Origin of the sequence: Pseudoalteromonas sp. OOF1S-7, assembly GCF_022347765.1 — a bacterium.
Classification (GTDB): domain Bacteria; phylum Pseudomonadota; class Gammaproteobacteria; order Enterobacterales; family Alteromonadaceae; genus Pseudoalteromonas.
Genome location: NZ_JAKRFZ010000005.1, coordinates 100,042 through 112,263, shown reverse-complemented (window position 1 = coordinate 112,263; position 12,222 = coordinate 100,042). Strand labels below are relative to the sequence as shown.

Genomic DNA, 12,222 nt, shown 5'->3' with positions numbered 1-12,222 from the left:
GACCTCCCGGGTTTAATATGAAGTACCAAACTGGTTTTTATCATGGGCTTTCGCCTGCGCATCCTGGTTAGTGATCAGGCCGCGGTTTACCAGATTGGTGAGACATTGATCCATGGTCTGCATCCCGTGCATCGCACCGGTCTGAATGGATGAGTACATTTGCGCGATTTTATCTTCGCGGATCAGGTTCCGGATAGCCGGGATCCCCATCATGATCTCATGTGCGGCAACCCGGCCGCCACCGACTTTCTTCACCAGGGTTTGTGAAATAACCGCCTGCAGAGACTCTGAAAGCATAGAGCGCACCATGTCTTTTTCCTCACCCGGGAAAACGTCAATAATACGGTCAATGGTCTTAGGCGCTGAGGTGGTATGCAACGTGCCAAATACCAGGTGACCGGTTTCGGCTGCGGTCATGGCCAGGCGAATGGTTTCCAGATCACGTAGCTCCCCCACCAGGATCACGTCTGGATCTTCACGCAATGCGCTACGCAGCGCAGCATTAAAGCTATGCGTATCACGGTGCACTTCACGCTGGTTAATCAAACTCAGTTTGTTATCGTGCACAAATTCGATAGGATCTTCGATAGTCAGAATGTGGTGGTGCTTGTTGCTGTTAATATAATCCACCATGGCAGCCAGGGTTGTTGATTTACCAGACCCGGTAGGACCCGTGACCAACACTAAGCCACGCGGGCAATCGGAAATTTTGCGGAAAATTTCGGGGGCACCGAGATCTTCTAAAGTCAAAACCGAACTGGGAATGGTCCTAAATACTGCCGCAGGCCCGCGACTGGCATTAAACGCATTGACACGAAAACGTGCCAGGTTTGGCACTTCGAAAGAGAAATCTACCTCAAGATTTTGCTCATAGTCCTTGCGCTGGTTATCATTCATAATATCGTAAACGAGGCTGTTAACGTCCTTCGCTTCCAGTGCAGGAATGTTTACCCGGCGCACATCGCCATCAACGCGGATCATCGGAGAAACACCCGATGAAAGGTGTAAATCCGATGCTTTGTGTTGCACACTAAAGGCCAATAATTCAGTAATATCCATCTTAGACTCCACAACGAGCAAATAATAATATGGTTACAATAGCAGAACGGCTGAACAACGCCTATGATCGCATAGCAAAAGCGCAGCAAAAGTATGCCACCGATCAGGAGGTCGCTTTGCTGGCCGTGTCAAAAACCAAACCGATCGCACTTATAGAACAAGCTTACGCTGCTGGTCAGCGATTATTTGGTGAGTCCTATGTGCAAGAAGCCGTCGACAAGGTGCGTCACTTCGACAAGCAAAAGGACATCGAATGGCATTTCATTGGCCCCATTCAGTCGAATAAATCACGCCAGATAGCCGAGCATTTTTCCTGGGTACAAAGTGTCGATCGCCTCAAGATCGCCCGCCGCCTGAATGAACAAAGGCCTACTAACCTGATGCCACTCAAGGTGCTTATCCAGGTGAACATCAGTAACGACGAGCAAAAGTCCGGGTGCACTGCGCATGAACTGGACGAGTTGGCCGCTTATGTTGATGGCGCGCACCAGCTGGAGCTGCGCGGATTGATGACAATCACCGCACAAACCGATGACACACAGCAACAGCTGGAATATTTTAGCCAAATGAAGGCTTGCTTTGATAGACTAAAGGCTCAATATAAACAGCTGGATACTTTGTCGATGGGTATGAGTGGCGATCTGGAAATGGCCATTCAGGGTGGCGCGACCATGGTGCGCATCGGCACGGACATTTTTGGCAAACGACAATAAGGTGACACACTCCCAATGGCTAATAAAACGATTGCATTTATCGGCACAGGTAACATGAGCTATGCCATCATAGGTGGCATGATCAAAAACGGATTTGCCCCACAGAGTATCATTGCAACCAATCGCAACGCTGAGAAGCTGGCTAAGGCCCATGCCGATTTCGGGGTGCGTACCGAGCAGGATAACCTCAAGGCAGTGCAGCAGGCTGATGTGATCGTGTTGTCTGTAAAGCCACAGATGATGGCTGAATTATGTCAAACCTTTGTGGATGCCGGGCTGGATATCAGCAACAAGTTGTTTGTTTCTGTTGCCGCGGGGATCACCGTTAAGCGCCTGCGTGAGATGCTGGCACAGGATGTCAAATTAGTGCGCTGTATGCCTAACACACCGTCCCTACTTGGACGTGGCGTTTCTGGTCTGTTTGCCGCAGACATCAATGAGGAAGAAAAAGCCTATATTGAACAGGTCTTTTCATCAACAGGCATCGCCATCTGGCTGGAAGAAGAGTCGCAGATTAACGATGTGATTGCCGTCACGGGTTCTTCTCCCGCTTACTTTTTCTTGTTCATGGAAGCCATTGAAGAAAAGGCCATCGCGCTGGGCTTCTCACCAGAACAAGCGCGTGCGCTGGTACAACAGACCGCACTGGGTGCCGCGGAAATGGCACTGTCTCAGCAGGATATCAGTATTGCGCAGTTGCGTGCGAACGTCACCTCCAAAGGCGGTACCACCCATGCAGCCGTTGAACATTTAAAAGCAAACCAGTTACCACAAACCGTGGCTGACGCCATGGATGCCTGCATTGCCCGGGCACAGGAAATGGAACAACAAATTTAGAGGACACACAATGAACGCCATGCAATTTTTGGTAGGGATTATTTTTGACCTGTTTTTGATGGTCGTACTACTGCGTTTCTGGTTACAATTGGTTAAAGCAGACTTTTATAACCCACTGAGCCAGGCCGTGATTAAAGCGACTTCGTTCGCTGTGAACCCACTGCGTAAACTCATTCCCGGGTTTGGGGGGTTGGATCTGGCGTCGCTGATATTGGCACTGCTGGTCGGCTTTGCCAAGATGTCAGTCCTGATGCTGATGTTTGGTGGATACTGGGATGCCATGGGAGCAGCCATTTCAGGTGCACTGACTGTGGTCAAAGAAGCCTTTTCGCTGGTATTTTGGATTTTAATTATCCGGGCTATTCTCAGCTGGGTAGCACAAGGTTACAATCCAATCGCAGCGGTCTTTGACCAACTTACTGAACCTATGTTGCGCCCTATTCGTAAAGTTATTCCGCCACTGGGTGGACTGGATCTGTCTATTTTAGTGCTGCTGATCGGCATGCAGTTTTTGCAAATTTTAGTAATGGACTTATTACGTTAAGCATTTGGAGAATTCATGATGAAAACTTTATTTACACTGATGTCTTTGCTGGCTGTACTGCTGCTAGCTCAGCCTGCGAACGCCGCCAACACACAAGGTGGACAGTATAAGCAACTGGGAGATTGGCAGGTACATTATATCGCCTTTCCGTCGACTTTTATTCAGCCAACCATCGCCAGCGCATACGGCTTAACCCGTAGTAACAGCAAAGCCATTATCAATATTTCCGTGCTGGCTGACGATGCGAACAACACAGCACAGCGTGCCACATTAACCGGCCATGCACGCAATTTGATCGGCACCAAGACCAACTTGACCTTTAAAGAAGTGGTTGAGGGCGATGCCGTGTATTACCTGGCACAGATGGATGTGGATCATGAAGATACCTATCGTTTTGAAGTCACAGTCCGTCAGGGCAACACCCAACACGTACTTAAATTTCAGCAAAAATTTTATATAGATTAATATGACCAGACAAATTGTTCTTGCCACCGGCAACCAGGGCAAAGTCGCCGAACTTGGCGGTATGCTTAAAGACCTGAACATCGACATCCTGCCACAAAGCCAATTTAATGTCGGTGATGTCGCAGAAACCGGCACCACGTTTGTGGAAAATGCCATTATTAAAGCGAGACATGCGGCTAAAGTCACAGGGTTGCCGGCCATCGCTGACGATTCAGGTCTGGAAGTTGATGCGCTCAAGGGCGCACCGGGTGTTTATTCTGCACGTTTCGCCGGTCCGGGTGCCAGCGATCAGGACAATATAGACAAACTACTGGCCAGCCTGACTGATATAACAGAGCGTACAGCCCGTTTCTGGTGTGTACTCGTCTATATGCGCCACGCTGATGACCCAACCCCTGTTATTTGTCAGGCCAGCTGGGAAGGACGTATTACCGAAGACCAGCAAGGTTTACAGGGCTTCGGCTATGATCCGGTTTTCTGGGTTGAACAAGCTCAGTGCACTTCAGCACAACTGAGCAAAGAAGAGAAAAATGCCGTCAGTCACCGCGGTCAGGCCTTACAGCAATTGTTGGCACATTTTAAAGGTCAGCTGTGAAACTCCCACCGTTAAGTTTGTATATTCACGTGCCCTGGTGCGTGCAAAAATGCCCTTATTGTGACTTTAACAGCCATGGCCAGAAAGGCGAGATCCCCGAGCAGGAATATATTCAGCACCTGCTCGCAGACTTGCGCGCAGATTTACACCTGGTGCAGGGCCGTAAACTGCATAGCATTTTTATTGGTGGCGGCACGCCCAGCCTGCTCAGTGGCGCGGCGTACACGCAACTGCTGGGCGACATTGAAGCCCTGATTGGCTTTGCTGATGGTATAGAAATTACCCTTGAAGCCAACCCGGGTACGGTGGAAACCGATCGCTTTAAACACTATGTAGCGGCCGGTATCAATCGTATCTCTATCGGTGTTCAGAGCTTACAGGCGGATAAACTTAAGGCACTGGGCCGCATCCATGGTGAACACGAAGCCCGCCACGCCGCCTTAGAAGCGCACGACGCGGGTCTTAATAGCTTTAACATGGACCTGATGCACGGCTTGCCAAACCAATCCGTTGCAGATGCGTTAAGTGACCTGCAACAAGTGATAGATCTGAACCCACCGCATTTATCCTGGTATCAGCTTACCATTGAGCCAAACACGCAATTTGCTTCTAAACCACCTACATTACCTCAGGATGACGTATTGTGGGACATTCAGGAGCAAGGCCAGGCAATGCTTGCCAAACACGGCTATCAACAATACGAGATCTCAGGCTATGCTAAAGATGGCTATCAGTGCCGGCACAACCTGAATTACTGGCAGTTCGGCGATTATCTGGGTATTGGCTGCGGCGCTCATGGCAAAATTACTCAACCAGAGAGCAATGAGATACTGCGTACCGTCAAGGTCAAACACCCGCGCGGCTATATGGATCTCACTAAGCCCTACTTATACGACAGTTGGCAGGTGGCACCCGCAGATCGCCCGTTTGAGTTTTTTATGAACTGCTTGCGCTTACACTCCCCCTGTACTAAACAGGATTTTTGTGATTATACCGGCTTGTCACTGAACGATATTGAGCCAGCCATTAGCCGAGCGATTGAGCAAAAGCTGCTGACAGACCAGGGTGATTCATGGTTGGTAACAATTAAGGGCCACAGATATCTGAATGACCTGCTAGAATTGTTCGTCTGATACCTGCTCTTAGGATAAGATTGGGCTGGTAAGCTCATCGGTAGATGAAAATACACCTGCCGGTAGACAATTTTTGTTGGTGATATTGCACCAACACCCGAATCCAAGTGGAACACAATAAAAAAGGTAACCCATGCGTAAAATGACACTCCTTGCCGCAGCCGTGGCAGCAGCGCTCCTCTCAGGTTGTCAGCAAACAGCAGAGCAACCAACCAATACCGCTAAGGCGGCAACAACACAACAAGTGGTACAAAGTGAAGTAGAAAAGGCCAATGCTTTTTTTGACGAAGTTTTTATGCGCGGTGTGATGCGCAGCCCGGTTTATCAAACTTATCTGGGTATCAAACAAGACTACGACAAGTGGGATGATGATTCAGAAGCGCGTCAACTCGAAGATCTTGAACTGACGAAACAAGATCTCATTGCCCTGCAAGCCATCGATCGCAGTAAGCTGGATGCACAAACTCAGGTCAGTTACGACTTGTTCAAGCAAGGCTTAGAAAATCAAATTGCCGACTTCCAGTGGCGTTTCCATAACTACCCGGTTAACCAGATGTATGGTACGCACTCTATGCTACCGGCATTTTTGATCAACCAGCATCAGATCACCGATGTTAAAGATGCACAAGCCTATATTTCACGTCTGAATGGTATACCTGCGGTCTTTGAGCAACTGGTTAAAAACCTTGAGATCCGTGCAGATAAAGGGATCATTGCCCCCAAATTTGTTTTCCCTCATGTGATTGAATCAAGCAAGAACATTATTAAGGGCGCGCCATTTGTTGAGGGTGAAGACTCCACCTTACTGGCTGACTTTAAACGCAAAGTCGACGAGCTGGACATTGCAGACAACGACAAGCAAGCGCTGATCGGTGAAGCCACCGAAGCGCTGCAAACGGCTGTGAAGCCAGCCTACAGCATGTTGATTGGTTACCTGCAACAGCTTGAGAAGCGTGCGGATACCCGCGATGGTGCCTGGAAGTTCCCTGATGGCGAGAAATACTTTAACAACGCCCTGGCGCGCACCACCACCACAGACTTAACCGCCGCAGAGATCCACAAAATTGGTCTATCTGAGGTTGCACGTATTCATGATGAAATGCGTGAAATTAAGGAAAAAGTCGGCTTTAAGGGTGACTTAAAAGCCTTTATGGAATTTATGCGCACCGATAAGCAGTTCTACTTGCCGAACACTGAAGAGGGCAAAGCCAAATACCTAGCCGATGCAACTGCCATGATCGACAACCTGAAAGGTCGCCTTGATGAACTGTTCATCGTCAAGCCGAAAGCCGATATGATAGTCAAGCGCGTGGAAGCCTTCCGTGAAAAATCAGCAGGTAAGGCCTTTTACCAACAGCCTTCTCCGGATGGTTCACGCCCGGGTATCTACTATGCGAACCTGTACGATATGGAAGCTATGCCAACCTATCAGATGGAAGCACTGGCTTACCACGAAGGTATTCCAGGCCACCACATGCAAATCGCTATCGCAATGGAACTAGAAAACATGCCTAAGTTCCGTAAGTTCGGTCGCTATACCGCCTACACTGAGGGCTGGGGACTGTACTCTGAACTGGTACCAAAAGAAATGGGCCTGTATGAAGACCCGTATTCAGACTTTGGTCGCCTGGCAATGGAACTATGGCGTGCCTGCCGCCTGGTCGTAGACACAGGTATCCATGCGATGAAGTGGACACGTCAGGAAGGCATTGATTACTATGTAAACAACACGCCAAACGCGAAGTCAGACGCTGTTAAAATGGTAGAACGCCACATCGTGATCCCTTCTCAGGCAACCGCTTACAAGATTGGCATGCTAAAAATTGTGGAACTCCGTGAAGCTGCTAAGAAAGAGCTGGGCGACAAGTTCGACATCCGTCAATTCCACGACGTCGTACTGAAAAGTGGCCCAGTCCCTCTGAATGTACTGGAGCAGTTCGTGAACGAATGGGTTGCCAGCAAAAAAGCCTAATCACATGGTTCTGGTGACACCATCTTAAACGCAGTGTTTGCCAGAATAATGTGTAAACAAGCCCCGCCATGTGCGGGGCTCTGTATTTTAATCTCCCCGCCAAGCTTTTGCGTCACCAGATTATAGATAATACTCAGCCCCAGCCCAGTGCCGCCCGAATGACGTTTCGACGTGACAAAAGGCTCAAAAATTACAGGGAGCAGCTCTTTATCAATACCCTGTCCATCATCTTTAAAATAAAAATGAACATAGTCATTCACAATATGCGCCGAGACAATGATAGTCAGTGGCCGGTCCGGATGTTTACCATGTAATATACTGTTATTCAGGCTGTATCCAATGATCTGATTAAACACATTGGGATAGCTGCTGAGGATCAGGTTATCCGGTATTTCTATCTCGATTTTGTACTCATCTTCCGGTAAATCACTGCGATAACAGTCAAAAACGCCTTCTACCAGGGTTTTCAGATCAAATTCCATTTCTGTATCGTAATGTTGCTGTGCCGACACCTTCTTAAAATCATCGATAAGAGAGGCGGTACGATGTAGGTTATTTTCGAGTAAAAACAAGGCTGACTCGGCCTCCCCAATCAGATTAGTCAGCGTTGTTTTTTTCAGCTGCCCACTGTCTAAATCGCGACGCATGTTTTCGACCTGGGCTTTGAGATGCGACTGGCTGGTAATGGCAATCCCCAGTGGGGTATTCAATTCATGAGCAAAGCCACTGACCATATTACTCAGGCTTGCCATCTTAGCTTCTTCAATTAAGCGCTGCTGGGCGGCACTGAGCCGTGCCATCAGGGTCTCAATAAAGTCCAGCAGCTCATCCAGATGATGACCAATCTGTGCAATTTCATCTTCACTGTTCAGATTGACCCGCAAAGAAAAGTCTTCATGCTTCGCTACCCTGACCAGCACTCGGCCAATGGCCATGACCTGCGCAGATACACGACTGTTAAGATAGTACAGAAGGAGCAGACTAAAACCGCTGCTCAGTACAATTGATAGTAAACTTATCAGGATCAACTGCTGCTGTTCCTCCTGATAGGCACTGAAAAGCTGTTTGGCCACAATCGTAAAATGGCCACGTATTGCCAGTTTCAATTCACCCAACTCACCTCGTACGCCCTGATTATGATCCAGCCCCTGTTTTTTCAGGACATTGGTGTACACGATAAAGCCATTCTGGTAGTGCTCCAGCGTCAACAGAAAAGCCTCTGCACGCTCGGGAAACTGTGTCCGGATGCGGTTTTTGGCCTGTAAAATCAGATCGCCATGCTGGTTGAGGTAACTTCTGTCGAGCCTGAGTAGAAAGTCTTTTTCTCGTCGCCTCAGCTCCAGTAGCAAGATCTCCAGTTGTGGATCTTGTGCTGCTTTGGCCAGTGCCTGCAAGGCGTGAGCTTTACTACGGAATTCACCATATACACCATCGTTTTTGTCGTAGCCCAGCAATGCCTGCATCGAGGCCAGCTGCTCATACAGCCCGGCAAAACGCTTAACCTGCTCATCGAGTTTAAACAACAGCTCCAGATGCTGATGGTCCGTCATCAGTAAAGCAACCAGCTCATTGAAGCTATCCCGATACGCATAGCGATATTCATCAATGGAGAGCAGCGAGGCTTTCTGCCTTTCAATCACAAACCGCTCTTCCTGATCCAATAAACGTTGGATCTGGGTTTGTAATTTAAACAAGTGATCATTGAGCTGCTTGCTGTGGTCCAGCTCCCGATAAAGAAACCAACTCACCGTCGCAATGATCAACGCCGCACCAATTGCGGCCACTTTGAATAACAAAAGCGACTGTTTTAACTGCACAAATGACTTCCTTCGAAACTTTACACATGAACATAAGCTTAGCCACAATGTGACTATTAGGCGAAATTTCAATAACACTTTTCGACGCGAAATATGCAGACAGCTTAGACCATTCAATTCGCTCAAACGGTTTAACAGAACAGACTCATCTAAGGTCAGTTTTTGCTGTCAATTCTGGCACTTTGGGTCTATACCTAAGTGATAGTTGAGCTGGTCTTTACTGCGCGCTGTTTACATAAGGAATATATCCAGATAGCGGGAGAGTTCCTATGTTGAAAAAATTTTTGTTACCTATTCTATTACTTTTGGTGCTACTCACGCTCAGCGTGACCATACTCTTGCCTTCGTTAAGTGAGAAAGCAATGATAGAGTCGGGCATTGTTGATGCTCAGCTGACCGCCCAGCAGTTTAAGACACTACGCAGCTACTACACCCGCAACGTGATCAGTAAAGCAAAAGCATTTGGTATGCAGCCACATTACGAGCATAGCGATCCACAACGACTGCCATTACCTGCAACTATGATCCACGAATTGAGTCAGGAGCTGGAAAGTCAGGGCACCCGGCTTTCGTTATTCAGTCCTTATCCTTTCCCAAATCGAGCTTCGCGCCAGCTGGATGATTTTCAGCGTCAGGCCTGGCAGGCACTGAATAAAGATCCCAGTTCAACCTACATAGACACGCAAGAGATCAATGGTAAGCCCTTTATGCGTGTGGCCGTGGCGGATACAATGCAGGCTGAGGGCTGTGTGAACTGCCACAACAGCCACCCACTGACCCCAAAAACCGGCTGGCAGCTGGGCGATGTCCGTGGTGTGCTGGAGGTCATTAAGCCTCTGGAAGGAATTTATGCACAATCTACTCGCCTGCGGCTCACTATCATAGCAGCCACTCTGATAATTGCCTTGCTGTTAGCAATTACACTCACCTGGCTGTTTAAACATATCGTCTTACAGCGCAGTGAAGTCTTGCAGCAGGCCTTTGCTGAACTGGCATCGGGCAACGGCGATCTCACCCAAGACATTGATGAAGGGGCCAAGGATGAAATAGGTCTTATCACCCGACACTTTAATCACTTTTTGGCCAGTTTTCGTCAGCTGGTCAGTCGGGTGATCAAAACAGCGTCAGAAGTTAAGGTTGGCTCCAGCGAAGTAAATACCTCAGCTGATTCTATTTCTGAACGTTTACACAGCCAGGATCAGCAAACCGAGTTGATCGCAACCGCGATTAACCAGCTCACCGCCAGCATAAAAGAAATTGCCGACAATGCAAACCGGGCAGTGCAGTTCACTCACGATGCCAGACAAAAATTGCAGCACTCCACACAACAGGTGCAACAGTCAGTTGATAGAATTACCCAGCTGGATGCTAAAATGACAGGCACAGGCGAACTGATTGTGAGCCTAAAAGATAATAGCGATCAAATCGGAGGGGTGCTCGATGTGATCAAATCCATTGCCGAGCAAACCAATTTGTTAGCACTGAATGCCGCCATTGAAGCTGCCCGAGCGGGCGAACAAGGCCGGGGGTTTGCCGTCGTTGCCGATGAAGTCAGGGCCCTGGCCCATCGTACTCAGGAATCCATCAATGAAATCCAGTCCACCGTGGAAGGTCTACAGCAGCAGGCGCAGTTGTCCTGTGATCAGGTGCAAAGTAACTGCACCTTATCCGAACAGGTTCAGTCAAACATACGAGAAGTTGATAGTCAGATCTCTGCCGCACTTCTTAGCAGCGAAAACGTCCTTCAGGCCGTTGACAATATTGCCGCCGCCATGGAGCAGCAGTCCACTGTCGCAGAGGAAATGGATCGTAATGTCGTCTCTTTAAGCACAGTCAGCAGCGATACGGTCAAAGAGGTTGAAAACATTGTGCGCCAGATTGAGCTCGTTACGCAACACGCCAGACAGCTGGCTGACGATTTGGCCCAGTTTAAAGTTTGATCTGCCTGACATAGCATGCAAGTGAGATGAAGACTCAACGGAGTAACAAGCCCAGCTTTCCTGAGCGACGCACTTTTTTACGCCAAAGTGCAGTGCTGTTGCCCCTGCTCGGAACAGGCTTACCCGCTTTGTCTGCACAACAGCAAAGCTGCGCGGGTGCTCGGCATCGCCTGATCTTCGCCTCTCCCTACGACAGTGACTTGTGGCTTTCTTCTCCTCACATGCATCAGCAGTTGAAACACAATATTGAGGACTTTTCTAATGGCAAGATCTGTGTGGAGATCCGCGATAAAGGCCAGCAAGGTGTGGGCCATGAACTTGCTGTACAAGTTTCCCGGGGCGCCATTCAGGGTGCCCTGCTGAGTGTTTCTAACCTGTCACCCATAGTGCCTAAACTCGATATTCTCAATATTCCATTTTGGGCTGCGCAATCCCAGCCCTATCTGAATCTTATCACGTCAAAGCTATGGCAACAGCAGATCACAGATAAGATCCTGGCACAAGGCAAACTGGCCATTTTACTCCACCATCTGCCGGGCGCCAGAACCGCGACTTCCACCCGCCAGTACGGAAAAGTGCTGAAAACACCCGGTGACATTACCGACATTGTTTTTCGTGTCCCGGCCAGCCAGGTGCTCAGGCAGTTTTATCAACTTTGCGGCACAACACCGGTCCAGGTCGAATGGAAGAAAACCGCGATGTTGGCCGCCAGCAAACGCTTTGATGCCCTGGATCCCTCAGTCACCGGCTTGTATAACGGCCCGGGCGGGCTCAACCAGCACATTGGCGCGGTGTCCATGATTAACTCAGTGCAGGATGGCTGGGTATCGGTGATCAATCAGCAGTGGCTCAATTCTCTGCCACGAAAACTGCGTATCGCCGTTTGGGAAGGCGCGGAAAAAACCTTTACTCAGCATCTGTCGATGGCCCGCCGGGCTGCGCTTTATTGCCAGCGTGGCCTGCTCAGAAATGGCGCGACCATCTATTACCCCAGCGCCGCTGAGATGGCCGCCTGGCAGGATATTGGCGGTTATCAGCGCCGTGAATGGCACGCCACTAAAGTGGCGCTGTTGGGAAAAGTCAGTACCTTTGACGCCTTTGTGGCGGCCACTCAAGTCAACAATGGCCTGACTTTCCCAACCTAGCC

General features: G+C 49.1%; 11 protein-coding genes. 9 read left to right on the top strand and 2 right to left on the bottom strand.

What is annotated here, in order from left to right; translation table 11 throughout:
• Positions 1-12 precede the first annotated feature (12 nt).
• On the bottom strand, positions 13-1,059 hold the full coding sequence (locus tag MHN33_RS09525) for a type IV pilus twitching motility protein PilT (protein ID WP_046003058.1): 1,047 nt from the start codon (positions 1,057-1,059) through the stop codon (positions 13-15).
• 29 nt (positions 1,060-1,088) lie between these two features.
• Here MHN33_RS09525 and MHN33_RS09520 point away from each other — a divergent pair, with 29 nt between their 5' ends.
• The 7 genes from MHN33_RS09520 (at position 1,089) to MHN33_RS09490 (ending at position 7,318) form a co-directional block, all read left to right on the top strand.
• Positions 1,089-1,772, top strand: a complete 684-nt coding sequence (locus tag MHN33_RS09520; RefSeq protein ID WP_239397744.1) for a YggS family pyridoxal phosphate-dependent enzyme — start codon at positions 1,089-1,091, stop codon at positions 1,770-1,772.
• A gap of 15 nt (positions 1,773-1,787) precedes the next feature.
• Positions 1,788-2,609 carry a pyrroline-5-carboxylate reductase gene (gene proC, locus MHN33_RS09515; RefSeq protein WP_239397743.1) on the top strand — a complete coding sequence of 274 codons (822 nt, stop codon included), beginning with the start codon at positions 1,788-1,790 and terminating at the stop codon, positions 2,607-2,609.
• Positions 2,610-2,619: 10 nt separating this feature from the next.
• A complete protein-coding gene (locus MHN33_RS09510; RefSeq protein ID WP_239397742.1) occupies positions 2,620-3,153 on the top strand; it encodes a YggT family protein in 534 nt (177 codons plus the stop codon).
• Positions 3,154-3,192: 39 nt separating this feature from the next.
• Positions 3,193-3,618, top strand: coding sequence for a DUF4426 domain-containing protein (locus MHN33_RS09505; protein WP_239397905.1), 426 nt, complete (start codon positions 3,193-3,195; stop codon positions 3,616-3,618).
• 1 nt (position 3,619) lies between these two features.
• On the top strand, positions 3,620-4,213 hold the full coding sequence (locus MHN33_RS09500; protein WP_239397741.1) for an XTP/dITP diphosphatase: 594 nt from the start codon (positions 3,620-3,622) through the stop codon (positions 4,211-4,213).
• On the top strand, positions 4,210-5,346 hold the full coding sequence (hemW, locus tag MHN33_RS09495; RefSeq protein WP_239397740.1) for a radical SAM family heme chaperone HemW: 1,137 nt from the start codon (positions 4,210-4,212) through the stop codon (positions 5,344-5,346). The genes MHN33_RS09500 and hemW overlap by 4 nt, the downstream gene beginning before the upstream one ends.
• A 133-nt stretch (positions 5,347-5,479) precedes the next feature.
• Positions 5,480-7,318, top strand: a complete 1,839-nt coding sequence (locus MHN33_RS09490) for a DUF885 domain-containing protein (RefSeq protein WP_239397739.1) — start codon at positions 5,480-5,482, stop codon at positions 7,316-7,318.
• On the opposite strand, the gene MHN33_RS09485 is transcribed toward MHN33_RS09490, so the two are convergent.
• Complete coding sequence (locus MHN33_RS09485; protein ID WP_239397738.1) at positions 7,315-9,135, bottom strand: HAMP domain-containing sensor histidine kinase; 1,821 nt, start codon at positions 9,133-9,135, stop codon at positions 7,315-7,317. The two genes, MHN33_RS09490 and MHN33_RS09485, sit on opposite strands and share 4 nt — an antisense overlap.
• A gap of 269 nt (positions 9,136-9,404) precedes the next feature.
• On the opposite strand from MHN33_RS09485, the gene MHN33_RS09480 reads away from it, so the two are divergent.
• Together MHN33_RS09480 and dctP are read left to right on the top strand one after the other, a co-directional pair.
• On the top strand, positions 9,405-11,075 hold the full coding sequence (locus tag MHN33_RS09480; protein WP_239397737.1) for a methyl-accepting chemotaxis protein: 1,671 nt from the start codon (positions 9,405-9,407) through the stop codon (positions 11,073-11,075).
• Between the two features lie 26 nt (positions 11,076-11,101).
• Positions 11,102-12,220, top strand: a complete 1,119-nt coding sequence (gene dctP / locus MHN33_RS09475; protein WP_239397736.1) for a TRAP transporter substrate-binding protein DctP — start codon at positions 11,102-11,104, stop codon at positions 12,218-12,220.
• The last annotated feature ends 2 nt before the right edge of the window (positions 12,221-12,222 follow it).